Here is a 17,142-nt window from a genome sequence, read left to right as displayed (position 1 = left end):
AACTTACCTTTTTTTACATTAAAATATTCACTATTTTATCTAAAAATTAATTAAAAATCACTTATCTATTTAAGCTTATATGAATATGTACTAAATTATGATATTATAATAAGAATTTTAAGTTATTCACTATGTGAATAATATGTGAATAACTATTAAGAAGGTATGTGATGAAAATTTTAGGAATCGATCCTGGAACTAGAAATTGTGGTTATGCAATACTTGAAAAAGTAGGAAATAAAAAAATGTTAATAGAAGCAGGTTTGATAAAAATAAAGCAAGATAGTTTGCAATATCAGATAACCCAACTTTGCGAGGGGCTAGATCTTATATTTAAATCGCATAAGATTGATGCGGTGGCGATTGAAGATATATTTTACGCTCATAATCCTAAAACCGTTTTAAAGCTTGCTCAGTTTCGCGGCGCTCTAAGCCTTAAAATACTTCAAATTCACGGCGAATTTAGTCAATACACTCCACTTCAAGTAAAAAAGGCAGTCACAGGCAAGGCAAAGGCTGCAAAAGAACAGGTGGCTTTTATGGTAAAAAAGATGTTAGGAATTAATAAAGAGATAAAACCGCTTGATATAACAGATGCGATAGCTATAGCTTTGACTCATAGTTTTAATGTCAAGTGATTTTTGGCTTTTTGCACTATGCTATGTTGATTTTTAAATTTATTTAGCCACTGAGACTAAAGTCTGCTCTTTCCTAAATTTAAAAATCGCCTTGTTTAGTGAAAAAATACTTCAGCCTAATAAATTTATTATAAAATTATATTATTTTGAACTCCAAAGATGCTCAATAATACACGCTTTAAAATCGCCTATTTTAATTTCCTTAGCAAATAGTTTAACACTACTTTTATTTTTGTAAATTGCGTAATCTAAATTTGGTAGTTCATTATCTTTATACTAGTATCTATATTTTTTTGCATAAATTTATTAGCGAAAAATTTCGCTAATAAATTTATAGATGATGATTTCTGCTAAGATCTGCTTTTAATAGATCTACAGGTTTTGATTTTGTCATAATTTTATGAATAAACCAAATTCCTAAAAATAGATAAAGTCCTATATAACTAGTAAGTAAGCTTACCATATCTTTACCTTGCATAAATGACTCATAATTTTGTCCTATGATAACGATAACACACATAATAAGCGCTACGATCGGTCCAAGCGGATACCATTTTGCACGAAATGGTAAATTTACAGGATCATTACCTTGCATAATATAAGCTTTTCTAAATTTATAATGTGCCCATGCTACGCCTATCCATGTGATAAAACCTGCAAGCGCAGAAGCGTTTATAAGCCAACTATAAGCCGATCCATCTCCCATAAATGATGTAAAAAAACAAGCTGCTCCGATAATCGCAGTAGCTATAAGTGCGTAGATAGGAACGCCTCTTTTATCTGTTTTGCCAAATATCTTTGGAGCTTTACCTGAATGGGCTAGGGCGTAAAGCATTCTTGTACTTGAGTAAAGTCCTGAGTTTCCTGCACTAAAAATAGCCGCAAATATAACTGCATTCATAACACTAGCTGCAAATGCTATACCAGCTCTGTCAAATACCATAGTAAATGGGCTTTGAGCTATGTCTGTTTCATTATTTCTAAGTAAATTTGGATCGGTAAATGGGACTAAAGTTCCTATAATTGCAATCGCAAAAATATAAAAAAGTAAAATTCGCCAAAATATCGCATTTACCGCTTTTGGTATGCTTTTTTCAGGATTTTTAGCTTCACCTGCAGCTACTGCAACTAACTCTGTTCCTTGAAAACTAAATCCAGCTACCATAAATACCGCAAGTATTCCAAACCAGCCATTGACAAATGGCGCAGACTCTCCGCTATCGCTTATCAAAGTCCAGTTTGAAAAACCGCCTGAATGACCGTTCATAATACCAAATATCATGGCAAGTCCAAGCACTATAAATGCTAGAACTGCTACAACTTTAATAAGTGCAAACCAAAACTCGCTTTCGCCAAAAGCACCCGAACTAAAATAATTTATAATTATGATAACGCTTAAAAATAGAGCCGACCAAAGTGTAGATGGAACGTCTGGAAACCAAAATTTCATTATTATAGCTGCTGCGACTAGCTCAGCAGCAACAGTTATCGCCCAGTTAAACCAGTAATTCCAGCCGATGGCAAATCCAAACGATGGACTAATAAATCTTGTTCCATACTCTTCAAAGCTTCCAGCTACGGGCATATACGTAGCCATTTCCCCAAGGCTTTGCATAAGCAAATAAACCATAAAACCTATAAGTGCGTAAGCTAAAAGTGCTCCACCAGGACCTGCTGTGGCGATCGTATTTCCACTAGCTACAAATAGTCCAGTGCCTATAGCTCCGCCTATTGCTATCATATTTAAATGGCGTGAGTTCATACCACGCTTTAGTTTATGTTCGTGCAGATTATCCACAAGAACTCCTTTTAATAAATTTATGTATTTTTGATAAAGTTTTGATTATATCTAAATTCAGATAAAAAATAGTTTTTTGTAGATTTTTGTATATGATTTTAATTTTTATATGTTACGAAATGTATAAAAACAGAGTCAAACTATCATAAATTACCCAACCGCTAAAGCAGTTGGGATTTATTCATAAATGGGATTAAATTTATTTACTGACAACCCTCGCATTCAACGCTTCTATCCATAGGTTTATTATCAAGATGACTTGAATCTGGACTTTCACTTCTTAGATAATATGTAGATTTTACCCCTAATTTCCAAGCTAGAGTGTAAATTTCACTTAGATATTTTCCACTAGCTTTATCTAAACTCATAAATATATTTAAGCTTTGACCTTGATCGATCCATTTTTGTCTTACGGCTCCAGCTTTTATGATGAGTTTTTGATCAAGTTCGTAAGCTGGTGTATAAAACTGCCATGTTTCGGTACTTAAATTTGGTACCACTGAAGGTATCATTCCAGATAGATTTTGTTCAAACCATTTTCGTTTATAAACAGGCTCGATTGTTTGAGTCGTTCCTACCAAGATACTTATACTAGAAGTTGGAGCGATAGCCATAAGATAACCATTTCTCATACCATCACTTTTTACTTTTGCTCTTAACTTTTCCCAGTCGCAGCTATTTTGGTCAAATAATCCGCCTCTACTTACTAGAGCTTTTGCGTTTTTGTTTGCGTTATCGATAGGGAAGATGCCTTTACTCCAGTTTGAACCTTCAAAATCAGGATAAACGCCTTTTTCTACAGCTAAATTTGATGAAGCGTAGATAGCGTTATAACTGATATTTTCCATTATTTCATCTATTTTTTCAAGGTGCTCGTAGCTACCCCATTGTATCTGCTTTGTAGCTAACATTTCAGCCTCACCCATAACCCCAAGTCCGATTGAGCGACTAGCTAAATTTGTATGCTTAACCTTAGCGTGTGGGTAGAAATTTAGATCTATAACATTATCAAGCATTCTTATAGCTATAGGCACGACTCTTGCGATATCTTCTTTTGAGTTTATCTTACTTAAATTTATACTTGCTAGGTTACAAACGGCTGTTTTTCCCTCTTTTATACCTTTTTCTACTATAAATATATCTTTGTTATTTAATCTATCTAAGGCAGTAATCTTTTTAGCCTTTTTAGTATATCCGCCATCAACTGTTATATCTTCACTCTCATCAAATAATTGCTCAGTGCCGTCGCTATATATGACCTTTGTTTGGTAGTAATTTGGCTCTGTATTTTGAAATATCTCGGTACATAAATTTGAGCTTCTTATGATGCCTTTGTGAGCGTTTGGATTTACTTTGTTTGCATTGTCTTTGAAACATAAAAATGGCATTCCGCTCTCAAAATAGCTTGTGAGAATCTTCTTCCATAGTTCTTTTGCTAGCATACTACTCTTAGCGATATTTGGATCTTTTTCATACTCCAAATACCTTTTTTCAAACTCATCGCCGTATAGATCACAAAGATCTGGCGTATCAGCTGGGTCAAATAGAGTCCATCTCTCATTATTTTCTACCCTTTTCATAAAAAGATCATTTATCCACAAAGCAGGAAATAGCTCATGAGCTCTGCGACGCTCTTCGCCTGAGTTTTTACGAAGATCTAAAAAGTCGCTTACATCCATATGCCAAGGCTCGATATAAACTGCTATTGCGCCTTTTCTAGTTCCTAGCTGATCAACTGCGACTGCGATATCATTTGTAACTTTTAAAAATGGTATTATTCCGCCAGCAGCGTTTTTATGTCCGTCTATACTTCCACCCATTGCACGCACTTTGCACCAGTCCCAGCCGATGCCGCCACCAAATTTAGAAAGCAGAGCCATCTCTTTATAGCTATCAAAAATTCCTTCGATATTATCAGGAGTGCTTCCGACATAGCAGCTTGAGAGTTGGTGCCTTGTGGTTCTAGCATTGCTTAAGGTTGGAGTTGCTAGCATCACTTCAAATTTACTTATCAAATCGTAAAATTTCTTTGCCCAGCCTTGAGAGTCAAGCTCATTTTGAGCTAAAAACATAGCGATCGCCATAAACATTTGCTGAGGTAGCTCGATAGGTTTGCCATTTTTATCTTTTATAAGATATCTATCATAAAGCGTTTTTATGCCAAGATAGGTAAATTGTAAGTCGCGTTCAGGCTTTATATATGCGTTTAGATCATCAAGATCATACTTTTCTTTTAGACCAAGAAGTATGCGTCCGTTTTGTTCGCCTTTTTCAAAATACTCTTTGAGCGAGTTGTATCCACTAAATCCGGTTGTTTTGTGATACAAATCATATAAAAATAGTCTTGCTGCGACAAATGTCCAGTTTGGGCGATCAATGTCTATCTTATCAACTGCTGTTTTTATGAGAGTTTGTTGGATCTCTTCAGTTGTTATATTATCACGAAATTGAATTTTCGCATCAACCTCAAGCTCACTAAGGCTTACATTATCCAAGCCATCTACCGCTTCGCTTGTGTATTTTTTAATCTTTGAAATATCTAATTCCTCTGTTCTTCCGTTACGTTTTATGACTTTCATTTATATATTTGACCTTTTAAATTTGATTATCAATAAAGCTAAATTTGGTTTATAAATTCATCTTTATTATTTAGTGTTTTTAAATACTCTTTTAAATATTCCATCTACGTTTTTTGTATAGTAGCTATAGTCAAAGCACTCTTTTATCTCATTTTCGTTTAATTTTTCTCTTAAATCACTATCGTTTAGTAAATTTTGTAAAAATAGACTATGTCCGTTTTCATCTATAGCTTTTTTACCTTCTTGCAAATCGGCCCAAACTTTCATAGCATTTCTTTGGACGATTTTGTAGGCATCTTCTCGACTAACATTTCGTTTTGGTAGCTCAAGCAAGACGCGTTGAGAAAATACAAGTCCGCCAGTTAGGTTTAAATTTTTCATCATATTTTCGGGATATACTACTAAATTTGAGATTAAATTTGTAAGACGATTTAGCATAAAATCAGTTGTGATAAAGGCATCAGGCAAGATAAATCTCTCTACACTTGAGTGGCTAATATCTCTTTCATGCCAAAGGGCGACATTTTCCATAGCTGGGATAGCGTATGAGCGGATCATTCTACAAAGCCCGGTTACATTTTCGCTTAAAACGGGATTTCTTTTATGAGGCATAGCGCTTGAGCCTTTTTGTCCAGGGCTAAAGTACTCTTCGGCTTCATAAACTTCGGTTCTTTGATAGTGTCTTATAGCGACTGCCATCTTCTCACAACTACTAGCGAGTATGGCTAGAGCCGATATCACTTGAGCGTAGCGATCTCTTTGTATGACTTGATTTGACGCTGGAGCAGGGCTTAGACCAAGATACTCACAAACAAGCTCTTCAAGCTCAAGTGGAGCGTGAGCGAAGTTTCCCATAGCGCCGCTTATCATACCTACGCTTATGGTTTTTTTCGCATGTTCTAGAAGTTCATAAGCTCTTTTTATCTCGTCATACCATATAGCAAGTACTAAACCAAATGTTATCGGCTCACCGTGAATTCCGTGACTGCGACCTACCATAAGCGTATTTTTATGCTCTTGTGCGCGAGTTTTGAGAGCATCCATTAAATTTGATAAATCTTGTAGTATAAGATCTAAGCTATCTTTTATCTGAAGTGCGGCGGCAGTATCGATACAATCGCTACTAGTCATACCAAAATGAACAAAACGGCTCTCTTCGCCTAAGCTTTCGCTTACGCTAGTTAAAAATGCGATTACATCGTGTTTCGTAGTTTTTTCTATCTCATCTATACGAGCTATGTCAAATTTAGCATTTTTACAAATTTTATCACAATCGCTATTTGGTATAAAGCCTAGTTTGTTCCATGCTTTTACAGCTGCAAGCTCTACCTTTAGCCAAGCGTCGTATTTAGCTTGCATACTCCATTTATCACTCATAATTTTTCTAGCATATCTTTCGACCACTTTATACCCTTTTTTATAATAATTTTTGTATAATTTTTTGAGTTGGAATTATACAAAAATAAGGCTGAAATGTTGGTTAGAAATGGCTTATAAAAAGTTTAAAGTTGGTTATTTTCATGGAGAAAAAGCTTACACGATTTTTTTGAATTTAGGTTATAGTATGAAAGAAGCTCAAAAGCTTTGCGACAAAGGCAGATTGCTCGTAAATGACGCTATTTGTGGTAAAAATGATCCGGTTTTTGGGGAAGCTTATTTTATAGATTATGAGTGTGAGCCAAAAGGATTAAAACCTATATTTGAATGTGATGAATTTGGTGTATTTGATAAACCAAGCGGAGTTTTATCTCATCCAAATGGTAGAAATTGTGAGTATAGTTTATGTGATGAAATTTGGTCTTTATGGGGTAAAAAAGCTTGCGTCGCTCATAGACTTGATAGAGAGACAAGCGGAGTTATCGTAGTAGCTAAAAATGTGGATTCTGCGTTAAATTTAAAAAAATCTTTTGAAAATAGGGCTGTAGCAAAAACTTATCTAGCTTTTGTGAGTGGTAAATTTGATGGTAACGGACTTAATAAATTTTGTATAAATGACTTTAAAGATTTTAAAGATAAGCTGGAATTTTTTGATGATATTCAAGGTTTTGTTATCGATAAAAATATGGATATAACAAAAGATTATGATGATATAAAAATCAGAATGGAAATTTGTCCGGAAGGAAAGAGAGCTGTGACCGTAGTAAAACTCGTAGAGTATTATCCTAAATTTGATATCAGCTTGGTTGAGTGTTATCCACTCACCGGAAGACAACATCAAATTCGCTTACATTTGTTTCATATGAAACATAGAATTTTGGGTGATCCGATTTATGGCTTGGATAAATTTAGCGTAGAGCAAATTTTAGATGGCGCGATGAGCGAGCGCGATAGAGTGAAAAAAACTGGAGCATCAAGGCTAATGCTCCACGCAAAATCAGTTAAATTTAAATTTAAAGATCAAGTATTTGAGATAAGATCAGAACAAGATTTTAATTTTAATAAATAATTTTGAAATTTAATATAGCAGTGATCTTAAAATACGCTTTATAAATTTTTATTTCTTTTCATTTTTTATGACGAATAAAATTCCGCTAAGACCTATTATCACTACAATTGCGATAAAACAGATTTGAACTATATCTAGTAGATTCATTTTTTATATTCCTTTGGCGTATAATTCTTGATAAATTTCTTTAAAAAGTTGCATTAAATATTTTTTATCTTCTAAGTTCTCGATCAAAATCATCTCTTTTGCATTAGGATATGGTAGTTCGTATTTTATATTTTTTATGATTTTTTCGGCGGATTTCGTCTTTTTTATTAGTAGTCTATCATCATATATTCCGCCTATGATTTTGCCTTTATAATATAGTATGAATTCGCCCATCATCACTTTAAAGCTGATGTTGTCTAAACCTTCTAAAACAAAGTCTAAAAATTCTCTTTTTGAACTCACATTTCAACCTTACTTCTCTCTTTTAGCTGACCGCAAGCAGCACTTATATCAAGTCCTTTACTTTGGCGAATAGTGCATGTAACGCCACGAGATTGAAGGTAATCTCTGAATTTTTCTACATTTTCTATGCTCGGTCTTTGATATGGGCTTCCTTCATGCGGATTAAAAAGGATTAAATTTACTTTTGCTTTTATGCCATGTAGAAGCTTGACAAGTGCTTTTGCATCGCTTAAATTATCATTGACTTTATCCATTATAAGATACTCAAACATAACTCTTTTTCTCATATCTATAGGAAAAGCTCTCACAGCATCCATAACTGCAGCTATATTATAAGCCTTGTTTATCGGCATAAGTTTTGCGCGAAGCTCATCTGTTACGGCGTGAAGTGATATAGCTAGAAGCACTCCAAGGTCTAGCTCACCTAGTTTTTTTATCTGAGATGCAAGTCCGCTAGTGCTTATGGTTTGACGCCTAGCACCGATAGCAAGTCCGTCATTGTCTTTTAAAATGCCAACTGCTTTACTAACATTAGCGAGATTATCAAGCGGTTCGCCCATGCCCATATATACGACATTTACTCTGCGTTCGTAAGGTATATTATTTTCTCTTTTTATCCACAAAATTTGTGCTACGATCTCTCCGGCGCTGAGATTTCTAACAAATCCGCCTTTAGCCGTTAGACAAAAGCTACATCCCATCTTGCAACCCACTTGCGAACTAACACAAATAGTATAGCGAGCGTGACGCTCTACGCTACCATCTTCGTTTGAAATTTCCTCTTTCATAGGTAGCAAAACGCTTTCGATAGTTTTGCCATCGGTTAATTTAAATAGATACTTTATACTTCCATCTTTGCTGGTTTCGCTTCTAACGCAAGTTAGCGGATCGAGGTAAAATTCGCTTTTTAAATTTTCTCTAATATCTTTTGGTATGTTAGTCATCTCATCAAAACTTCTTGCATTTTTCTTATAAATCCACTCATAAATTTGTTTAGCTCTAAATTTCGGTGATAGTAAATTTGCTAACTCATCTTGAGATAGATCTAGTAAATTTCTCATATAATGTCTCTTTCTTTCAAGTATTTTTCTAAATTTATTTTTGCTTTTTTATGATTTTTTATAAATTCATTATGTGCGTTAGGTTTGCAAAAGTTTGTAGCACATAAAATTCCACGAGCAGGAATTTTAAAATGTTTTGCTGTCTCTAAGACAGAGTATAGCTCCATATTTTCCATAAAAAGTCCGAGTTTGCTAAATTCGTGTGCGATATCTGTATTTGTTGTTATGAAATTTGATGAGTTTGTTATCAATGTTTCACAAGAAACATTTTTTAAATCTTGCACAATCGGCGAAGAAAATAGCGGAGAGTATGAAAGTCCAAGCATGAATGAAATTTCTAAATTTACGGCTGTTTTACTCTCATAAATATCTAAAAGATTTCCATCTTTATATAGGCCGCAAGTCCCTACAAAAATGATCTCTTCTGCTTTATTTTCAGTTAGTATTTTAGTTAAATTTATAGCTGAGCTTGTGATGCCTACACCTATCGGAATGGCAAATTCAAAGCTCTCATTAAGCCCGGCGCAAACTATCAAATTCTAACTCCGATACCATTTTCCAAAAGGTATTTTTTGAGCTTTGATATCTCTATCTCTTTATAGTGAAATATACTTGCAGCAAGTGCAGCGTCAGCACCGGCTTTAAATGCTTCTAAGATATGTTCCATACTTCCAGCACCACCGCTTGCGATGACTGGGATACTAACTGAATTTGATATCTGAGATGTGACTTCAAGGTCATAGCCGTTTTTTGTACCGTCGCTATCCATAGAAGTTAGAAGTATCTCACCAGCGCCTAGTTCATAAACTTTTTTTGCCCATTCATAAGCGTCGATTTTAGTATCTACTCTACCGCCGTTTATAAATACGTGATAGCTCTCACCAGCCTTTTTTACGTCTATAGCTACAACTACGCATTGTGAGCCAAATTTATTTGCAGCTTCACTTATCAAATTTGGATTGTGAATGGCTGCGGAGTTTAGGCTTACTTTATCACAACCTACGTTTAAAAGTCTTGAGATATCATCGATTTTTCTTATACCGCCGCCGACTGTTAGCGGTATAAAAAGCTGCTTTGCTACTTCTTCTACTACATGTACGATAGTATCTCTACCATCGCTACTTGCAGTGATGTCTAAAAAACAAAGCTCGTCTGCACCTTCATCGTTGTATCGTTTGGCGACTTCGACCGGATCTCCTGCGTCGCGAAGCCCTACGAAATTTATACCTTTTACAACGCGTCCGTTATTTACGTCCAAACAAGGAATTATACGTTTTGCAAATTTATCCATAAAAACTCTTTTTTATTATCATTTTACAATAAAAGCTTAGAAAATTTACTTAAATAGAGCATTCAATCACTATTAACCTATATTTGGATAAAATAAATATAAATTTACTCAAGAAGAAGCTGTGTCAAATAAATTTTCAAATCCTTTAAAAGCGTTAAAATATATAAATTTCAGGTTATACTGGTTTGGAATGATGATATCTCAAACAGGAACGTGGATGCAAAATATCGCTCAGCCTTGGCTAGCACTTGAAGTTACAAATAACGCTACGCTAGTCGGTATAGTAGCTGCAGTGCAGTTCTTGCCACTTCTTGTTTTTTCTCTGTTTTCAGGCGCATTGCTAGATAAAAGCGATAAAAAATTTATACTAAAAATCACTCAAACAGGTATGTGCTTGACGTCTTTAGCATTTGGACTTAGTATAATTTTTGGCTTTGTAAATTATCCGCTTATTTTGGTGTTGGCGTTTTTAACTGGACTTTTTAACTGCCTTGACGCACCTTGTAGGCAGTCGTTTTTATATGAGCTAATCGATGATAAAAAAGACGTAGCAAACGCTGTAGCGCTAAACTCTATGTCGGTAAATGCAGCTAGAATAATGGGGCCGTTTTTTGCCGGTATAGTTATGGCAAAATTCGGGTTAGTAGCTTGTTTCTTTCTAAATTCGGCTTCATTTATAGCGATTTTTATAAGTTTGTTTTTTATAAAAAATAGACCTTCAAAGACAAATAGAAGAAAAGAAAGCATACTAAAGTCGATAATCTCGGGATTTCACTACATAAAAAAGCGTGAAATTCTTATTAGTCCATTAGTGGTCATACTCATCACCGGAACATTTATACCAAACTACAGCGTAACTATCTCAGCTCTTGCAAAATACGCTCTTGGAAGCGGTGAAGATACTTTTGCGTATCTTATGGCGTTTTTAGGATCAGGCGCATTTTTAGGAGCGCTTTGGGTGGCATTTACGAGTAAAAATATCAGCTACAAAACAGTCAAGATAATGCCTTTTGTAGCTTCTACTTTTTTGATTTTGGTAGGGTTAAGCAACACTATTTTTTTAGCTGGAGTATTTTTAGCGATGACTGGATTTAGTTTTATCATCTGTGTTTCTACTATAAATTCTCTTTTACAATTAAATTCAATAGAGGCTTATAGAGGTAGGGTTATGAGCGTGTATTCTTTGTTTTTCTTAGGTTCGACTCCCATAGGTGCTATAATGGCTGGATTTTTAGCAAATGAATTTGGAGCTGGTACGTCGCTTGTGATATGTGGAAGTATTGTTTATGTTTTGCTCGTGTTTTGGTGGGTTTTTAAGAGATTTTATCTTAAATTTAGATGAATTTTTATGAAAGTATAAGTGAAAATCTGATAGTATAGAGCGATGATTAAAGCAAAGAAAAAATTCGGTCAAAATTTTTTACAAGATGAAAATATAAAAAATCAAATCATCCAAGCGATTCCCAACGGCGTTAAACGCATAGTAGAGATTGGGCCTGGCTTAGGTGATTTAACACAAAAGCTTGTTAATCTAAATAGTAAGCTTGATTGTTTTGAGATAGATAGTGAACTTTTTGTTTTTTTGCAAGAAAAATTTAAAAGCGAACTCAGTATCGGTAAGATAAGCATTGCAAATTGCGACGCTCTTGATGCTTGGGATAGTATAAGCAGTAGCGAGTATTTTTTGGTCGCAAATTTGCCGTATTACGTGGCGACAAACATAATACTAAAAGCGATAGACGATCCAAACTGCAATGGTTTTGTGGTTATGATACAGCGTGAAGTCGCGTGTAAATTTAGTAGTGAATGCGGGGAAAAAGAGTTTGGCTCTTTAGCTATTTTAGCAAATTTAAAATGTAGATGTGAGCTACTTTTTGATGTGCCTAAAGAGGCGTTTAACCCTCAGCCAAAAGTTATCTCTTCAGTCATAAGGCTTATTAAAAATATAGATTTGAGTTTGGATATCGACTATTTTGAGTTCAAAAACTTTCTTAAGATCGCATTTAGCGCTCCTAGAAAAACACTTTTGAAGAATTTATCAAGTATGATAGATAAAAAGTGGTTAGAGAGTTTTTTTCAAAAAGAGAGTTTATCTCAAACTATTCGTCCGCACGAGCTTAGTGTCGCCTTATATTTAAAAATATTTAAAGAGGCTAAACATGAACGAAGAGAACAAAGAAAATAAAGAAAATGGCGCGAGTCACGAAAATAGCACAAACGATAGAGTAAATAAAAAACGTAGATACAAAAATCACAGAGATAATCTCAAAAAGCAATCTGCCATAAAATCTGCCGAAAATAGCAGCGAAGAGACTTTGTTAGAAACTCAAAAACCCAAAAAGAAAAAACGTAAAAGTAACAACTCTGTCAAAATCAGCGGTAATGAAAACTGGCAAAAAGATATGCAAGCTGCCATAGAAGCAAATAAAGCTTGTCACGAGCTAAGACTAAATCCGCTCAAATACCTAAACTCAAGTGAGCATAAGATCAAAATAACCCCGCTTGGTGGTCTTGGTGAGATCGGCGGAAATATGACTGTGTTTGAGACCGAGAATGATGCTATCATAGTAGATATCGGTATGAGTTTTCCAAGTGAAGGTATGCACGGCGTGGATATTTTGATACCAGATTTTGATTATATTCGCAAGATAAAGCAAAAAATTCGTGGCATTATCATCACTCACGCACACGAAGATCACATCGGTGCGGTGCCATATTTTTTCAAAGAATTTCAATTCCCGATTTATGCTACACCACTTCCATTAGGAATGATAAGTAATAAATTTGAAGAGCACGGGCTAAAGTCTTTTAGGAGCTACTTTCGTCCTATTGAGAAACGCAAAACTTATGAGCTAGGAGATTTTGAGATAGAACTTATCCATATCACTCACTCTATCATCGATGCAAGTGCTCTTGCTATCACTACAAAAGCCGGAACCATACTTCACACAGGAGATTTTAAGATAGATCACACCCCAATCGATGGCTATCCAACGGATTTAAATCGCTTAGCATATTATGGCGAAAGGGGCGTTTTGTGCTTATTAAGCGACTCGACAAACAGCTATAAAGATGGCATTACAAAAAGCGAAAGTAGCGTTGGCAAGACTTTTGATGCTATCTTTGCTACTGCTAATGGTAGGGTGATAATGAGTACTTTTAGTTCAAACATTCATCGTGTTTATCAAGCCATTGAGCGTGGTATAAAACATGGTAGAAAAGTTTGCGTGATAGGCAGAAGTATGGAGAGAAATCTATGGACGGCCATTGAGCTAGGATATGTAAATTTAGATAAAAAGATATTTATCGACGCAAATGAAGTAAGCAAATATCCTGATAATGAAGTTCTCATAGTAACTACAGGAAGTCAAGGCGAGACTATGAGTGCTCTATATAGAATGGCGACTGATGAGCATAAATATATCAAGATAAAACCGACAGATCAGATAATCATAAGCTCAAAAGCGATCCCAGGCAATGAAACAAGCGTATCAACTGTGCTTAATTATTTACTAAAAAGCGGAGCAAGTGTAGCTCATCAAGACTTTAGCGAAATTCATGTAAGCGGTCACGCAGCCCAAGAGGAGCAAAAGCTTATGCTAAGGCTGATTAAACCTAAATTTTTCCTTCCAGTTCATGGCGAGTATAATCACATAGTCAAGCATAAAGAAACAGCCATATCGTGCGGAGTAGATGAGAAAAATATCTATCTTATGAGCGATGGCGATCAGATAGAAGTGTGCCAAAAATACATGAAACGCGTAAAAACAGTCAAAACCGGTAAAGTCTTCATAGATAATCAGATAAATAAACAAATTTCAGACGATGTCGTAATCGATCGCCAAAAACTTGCCGAAGCAGGTATGGTAACGATCATCGCACAAATCGACAAAAATGCTAAAAAACTGATCCAAAACAGAGTCATCAGCCACGGTTTAGTTAGTGAAAGACAGAGTAAAAACTTGAGCAAAGAGATGGAAGAGGTGCTTTTACAATTCCTTAGCAATGTCAAAGATGAACTTTTACACGATCCAAGAGCGCTAGAAAATCAGATCAGACAAGTTATCAGAAAACATATATTTAGAAAGCTTAAGAAATATCCAACAATCGTGCCGGTTGTGTATTTGATGTGAGATTAGTCTTGATTTTTAAATTATGATCTTAGCAATAGAATTTGGAGTTTGATTATGGAAATTATAGATATAGCAAGGGAAGTTTTAAATTTAGAAGCTAAAGAGCTAGAGAGACAGGCAAATTTGATCGGTAGTGAGTTTGAAAAGGCGGTGAATTTGATACAAAATTGCTCTGGCAAACTCATCGTAACAGGCGTGGGAAAAAGCGGTCATATCGGTGCGAAAATCGCTGCTACCTTAGCAAGTACCGGGACGCCGAGCTTTTTTATCCATCCGACTGAGGCCTTGCACGGCGATCTTGGTATGATAAGCATAGGCGATATTGTTTTGGCTATCAGTTTTAGTGGCGAGAGTAACGAGCTGATAGCCATACTTCCGCATATCAAAAAACGCGGTATCAAGATAATCGGTATGTCAAAAAGTGGCTCAAGCCTAGCAAATTTAAGCAATGCAAATTTAAATTTAGATATCATCCGTGAGGCGTGTCCTTTTGATGCTGCGCCTACAGTATCTACTACGCTGACTCTAGCTTTTGGTGATGCGTTAGCGGTTTGTTTGATGAGATTACGGAATTTTCAAAAAGAGGATTTTGCTATGTTTCATCCTGGCGGGAGTCTTGGCAAGAGACTTTATCTAAAAGTCAGCGATACAATGAGAAAAGAGAATTTACCTATAGTTAGCGATGAAGTTAGCCTAAAATACGCTATAGATTCTATGACGCATGGCAAGCTTGGGAGTGTATTGCTAACAAATTCAAAAGGCGAGTTAGTAGCGATTTTAAGCGATGGAGATTTAAGGCGTGCTTTGAGTAGTGAGAATTTCGATATAAATGATAAGGCTATCAAATTTGCCACCAAAAACCCAAAAGTGTTAGAAGATGAAAATACCTTAGCCTATGATGCTTTAAAGCTCATCGAAGAGTATAAAATCCAAATTCTAATCATCACCAAAGACAAAAAACCAATCGGAGCCTTACATATCCATGATCTAACTAGTTTAGGGTTGTAGTATGCTACTTGATGATATAGTAAAATATTTAGTAAATAGTGATTTTGCACTAAGTAATTATACACGAGATGGAAGATTAAATTCGGCATTTAATGAAGATGAAATTATTCAAATAATAGAAAATAAATTTAACATAGATCGTCCAAATTCTAGAGATTGGTTTGATTTTTCTTTTACTCAAAATAATAGTTTATATCCAGTCAATATTAAAGTTTCAAAAACAAATACTGCGGATAATTTAAATTGCAAATTGGGCATTTATTATGTTCTAACTGGTCAAATTCCATGTTTCCATAATGGTGTTAGATGGGAAGAATATTTTAAATTTTTATCTGAAAACATAAGAGAAAACTCAATAGGTTACTATTTTTTAATTATAAATAAAAATAATTTAAAGGATGTTTTTTATACCAGCTTAAAATCAATTAAAGTATTACAACCAAATGGAAATAATTTACCATTTCAAGCTAGATGGGATCTAAATAAAGAGCGAGTTTGGCGTACTTATAAAGAATCTAAAGATTTTATATTAGATGTGTTTAGAGAGTCTTTGCAGATGAGAAGCGAAGCATATGAAAGTTTTAAAAGATATTTTTATGTATGATGTGAAAAATTTAGGTCAAGTTTTTACGCCACAAAATATTGTAGCCGATATGTTAAATTTGATACATAATAATGGTAGATTTTTAGAACCAAGTGCTGGAGATGGGGCGTTTTTTAACAATTTACCAAATGATAAAATCGGCATCGAAATAGACAATAGATTTGCGCCAGATGGCGTTTTAAAAATGGATTTTTTTAATTATTCTATTAATGAAAAATTTGATACTATAATAGGAAATCCGCCATATGTAAAGTATCAAGATATTGATATAAATACTAAATTTTTACTTTCTGCTTATAGTGATTTGTTTGATGAAAGGAGCAATCTTTATCTATTTTTTATATATAAATGTATATTGCATCTCAATGATGGTGGAGAGTTGATTTTTATAACGCCTAGAGATTTTTTAAAAAGCACTTCTAGTATCAAATTAAATGAATTTATATTTAAAAATGGCACTATTACTCATTTTATAGACTTAGGTGATAAAAAAATATTTAAAAATGCTCAACCAAACTGTGCAATATGGCGCTATCAAAAAGGCAATTATAGTCGCAAATCAAATTTGAAACGCGAATTTTCTTGTATCAATGGTCAAATTTTATTTACAAAAAATAGATATTTTAATCGCTTTAGTGATATGTTTTTTGTAAAAGTTGGAGCTGTAAGTGGTGCGGATTCTATTTTTACCCATGAAAGTGGAGTAGATTTTGTTTGTTCGCAAACTGTCAAAACCGGAAAAACTAAAAAAATGATATATGGAGAACAAGCAAAATTGAATAAGCATTTATTGGATTTTAAAGACAAACTAATGAGTAGAAAAATTAAAAAATTTAACGAAAGTAATTGGTGGACTTGGGGTAGAGACTATTACAAAAGTGAAAATTTAAGAATTTATGTAAATACAAAAACTAGAAATAAAAGACCATTTTTTATCAATGAATGTAACGCTTATGATGGTTCTATTTTAGCTATTTTTCCAAAATTTAAAACAGATAAAGCGAGATTACAAACAATATGCGATAAATTAAACGATGTAGATTGGGACGAATTGGGTTTTGTTTGTGATGGCAGATTTTTGTTTTCACAAAAAAGCTTAGAGAATTGTTTAGTAGATTTTAAAATATAAAGGTT

15 protein-coding genes are annotated in these 17,142 nt (G+C 34.4%); 8 read left to right on the top strand and 7 right to left on the bottom strand.

Features of this window, described 5'->3' with window-relative positions:
• Window positions 1-170: 170 nt before the first annotated feature.
• Window positions 171-638: a crossover junction endodeoxyribonuclease RuvC gene (gene ruvC, locus CHLWT_RS09320; RefSeq protein ID WP_111968850.1), complete on the top strand. Its 468-nt coding sequence runs from the start codon at window positions 171-173 to the stop codon at window positions 636-638.
• Window positions 639-969: 331 nt separating this feature from the next.
• On the opposite strand, the gene CHLWT_RS09315 is transcribed toward ruvC, so the two are convergent.
• The 3 genes from CHLWT_RS09315 to purB all read right to left on the bottom strand — a co-directional run bounded on the left by CHLWT_RS09315 (window position 970) and on the right by purB (window position 6,419).
• Window positions 970-2,436 (bottom strand): amino acid permease, encoded by a 1,467-nt coding sequence (locus tag CHLWT_RS09315; protein ID WP_112000076.1) that lies wholly within the window; start codon window positions 2,434-2,436, stop codon window positions 970-972.
• A 203-nt stretch (window positions 2,437-2,639) separates the two neighbouring features.
• A complete protein-coding gene (locus CHLWT_RS09310; RefSeq protein WP_112000075.1) occupies window positions 2,640-5,015 on the bottom strand; it encodes a ribonucleoside-diphosphate reductase subunit alpha in 2,376 nt (791 codons plus the stop codon).
• A 66-nt stretch (window positions 5,016-5,081) separates the two neighbouring features.
• The gene (gene purB / locus CHLWT_RS09305) at window positions 5,082-6,419 is read right to left on the bottom strand and encodes an adenylosuccinate lyase (protein ID WP_112000074.1); all 1,338 of its coding nucleotides are present in this window, start codon (window positions 6,417-6,419) and stop codon (window positions 5,082-5,084) included.
• A gap of 82 nt (window positions 6,420-6,501) precedes the next feature.
• On the opposite strand from purB, the gene CHLWT_RS09300 reads away from it, so the two are divergent.
• The gene (locus CHLWT_RS09300) at window positions 6,502-7,461 is read left to right on the top strand and encodes a pseudouridine synthase family protein (RefSeq protein WP_112000073.1); all 960 of its coding nucleotides are present in this window, start codon (window positions 6,502-6,504) and stop codon (window positions 7,459-7,461) included.
• A 150-nt stretch (window positions 7,462-7,611) separates the two neighbouring features.
• On the opposite strand, the gene CHLWT_RS09295 is transcribed toward CHLWT_RS09300, so the two are convergent.
• Genes CHLWT_RS09295 through hisF form a run of 4 tightly spaced genes read right to left on the bottom strand, consistent with a single transcriptional unit; the run spans window position 7,612 to window position 10,263 of the window.
• Window positions 7,612-7,911, bottom strand: coding sequence for a transcriptional regulator (locus CHLWT_RS09295; protein WP_010403547.1), 300 nt, complete (start codon window positions 7,909-7,911; stop codon window positions 7,612-7,614).
• On the bottom strand, window positions 7,908-8,972 hold the full coding sequence (rlmN, locus tag CHLWT_RS09290; RefSeq protein WP_112000072.1) for a dual-specificity RNA methyltransferase RlmN: 1,065 nt from the start codon (window positions 8,970-8,972) through the stop codon (window positions 7,908-7,910). Before rlmN ends, CHLWT_RS09295 begins: the two co-directional genes overlap by 4 nt.
• Window positions 8,969-9,508 (bottom strand): phosphorylase family protein, encoded by a 540-nt coding sequence (locus CHLWT_RS09285; RefSeq protein ID WP_112000071.1) that lies wholly within the window; start codon window positions 9,506-9,508, stop codon window positions 8,969-8,971. The genes rlmN and CHLWT_RS09285 overlap by 4 nt, the downstream gene beginning before the upstream one ends.
• Window positions 9,505-10,263 carry an imidazole glycerol phosphate synthase subunit HisF gene (gene hisF / locus CHLWT_RS09280; RefSeq protein ID WP_112000070.1) on the bottom strand — a complete coding sequence of 253 codons (759 nt, stop codon included), beginning with the start codon at window positions 10,261-10,263 and terminating at the stop codon, window positions 9,505-9,507. Before hisF ends, CHLWT_RS09285 begins: the two co-directional genes overlap by 4 nt.
• A gap of 121 nt (window positions 10,264-10,384) precedes the next feature.
• On the opposite strand from hisF, the gene CHLWT_RS09275 reads away from it, so the two are divergent.
• The 6 genes from CHLWT_RS09275 to CHLWT_RS09250 are packed head-to-tail and all read left to right on the top strand — an operon-like array spanning window position 10,385 to window position 17,137.
• Complete coding sequence (locus tag CHLWT_RS09275) at window positions 10,385-11,605, top strand: MFS transporter (RefSeq protein ID WP_063998934.1); 1,221 nt, start codon at window positions 10,385-10,387, stop codon at window positions 11,603-11,605.
• A gap of 42 nt (window positions 11,606-11,647) precedes the next feature.
• Window positions 11,648-12,448 (top strand): 16S rRNA (adenine(1518)-N(6)/adenine(1519)-N(6))-dimethyltransferase RsmA, encoded by an 801-nt coding sequence (gene rsmA / locus CHLWT_RS09270; protein ID WP_112000069.1) that lies wholly within the window; start codon window positions 11,648-11,650, stop codon window positions 12,446-12,448.
• On the top strand, window positions 12,423-14,396 hold the full coding sequence (locus CHLWT_RS09265; protein ID WP_112000068.1) for a ribonuclease J: 1,974 nt from the start codon (window positions 12,423-12,425) through the stop codon (window positions 14,394-14,396). The genes rsmA and CHLWT_RS09265 overlap by 26 nt, the downstream gene beginning before the upstream one ends.
• Window positions 14,397-14,450: 54 nt before the next feature.
• Window positions 14,451-15,404, top strand: a complete 954-nt coding sequence (locus CHLWT_RS09260) for a KpsF/GutQ family sugar-phosphate isomerase (protein ID WP_373886152.1) — start codon at window positions 14,451-14,453, stop codon at window positions 15,402-15,404.
• 1 nt (window position 15,405) lies between these two features.
• The gene (locus CHLWT_RS09255) at window positions 15,406-16,008 is read left to right on the top strand and encodes a restriction endonuclease (protein WP_112000067.1); all 603 of its coding nucleotides are present in this window, start codon (window positions 15,406-15,408) and stop codon (window positions 16,006-16,008) included.
• Window positions 15,977-17,137: an Eco57I restriction-modification methylase domain-containing protein gene (locus tag CHLWT_RS09250; RefSeq protein WP_211360604.1), complete on the top strand. Its 1,161-nt coding sequence runs from the start codon at window positions 15,977-15,979 to the stop codon at window positions 17,135-17,137. Before CHLWT_RS09255 ends, CHLWT_RS09250 begins: the two co-directional genes overlap by 32 nt.
• The last annotated feature ends 5 nt before the right edge of the window (window positions 17,138-17,142 follow it).

The sequence above is a fragment of the Campylobacter hyointestinalis subsp. lawsonii genome, assembly GCF_013372165.1.
In the GTDB taxonomy this organism is placed as follows: Bacteria; Campylobacterota; Campylobacteria; order Campylobacterales; family Campylobacteraceae; genus Campylobacter; species Campylobacter lawsonii.
Note: the sequence above shows the minus strand (reverse complement) of the source record. Positions and strands in the feature narration are given on the sequence as shown.

Bases quoted from the DNA above. Each gene is read 5' to 3' on its own strand.
- CHLWT_RS09300 (WP_112000073.1), top strand. From the start codon at position 6,502: ATGGCTTATAAAAAGTTTAAAGTTGGTTATTTTCATGGAGAAAAAGCT.
- rlmN (WP_112000072.1), bottom strand. From the start codon at position 8,972: ATGAGAAATTTACTAGATCTATCTCAAGATGAGTTAGCAAATTTACTA.
- CHLWT_RS09265 (WP_112000068.1), top strand. From the start codon at position 12,423: ATGAACGAAGAGAACAAAGAAAATAAAGAAAATGGCGCGAGTCACGAA.
- CHLWT_RS09250 (WP_211360604.1), top strand. From the start codon at position 15,977: ATGAAAGTTTTAAAAGATATTTTTATGTATGATGTGAAAAATTTAGGT.
- rsmA (WP_112000069.1), top strand. From the start codon at position 11,648: ATGATTAAAGCAAAGAAAAAATTCGGTCAAAATTTTTTACAAGATGAA.
- CHLWT_RS09310 (WP_112000075.1), bottom strand. From the start codon at position 5,015: ATGAAAGTCATAAAACGTAACGGAAGAACAGAGGAATTAGATATTTCA.
- hisF (WP_112000070.1), bottom strand. From the start codon at position 10,263: ATGGATAAATTTGCAAAACGTATAATTCCTTGTTTGGACGTAAATAAC.
- ruvC (WP_111968850.1), top strand. From the start codon at position 171: ATGAAAATTTTAGGAATCGATCCTGGAACTAGAAATTGTGGTTATGCA.
- CHLWT_RS09260 (WP_373886152.1), top strand. From the start codon at position 14,451: ATGGAAATTATAGATATAGCAAGGGAAGTTTTAAATTTAGAAGCTAAA.
- CHLWT_RS09255 (WP_112000067.1), top strand. From the start codon at position 15,406: ATGCTACTTGATGATATAGTAAAATATTTAGTAAATAGTGATTTTGCA.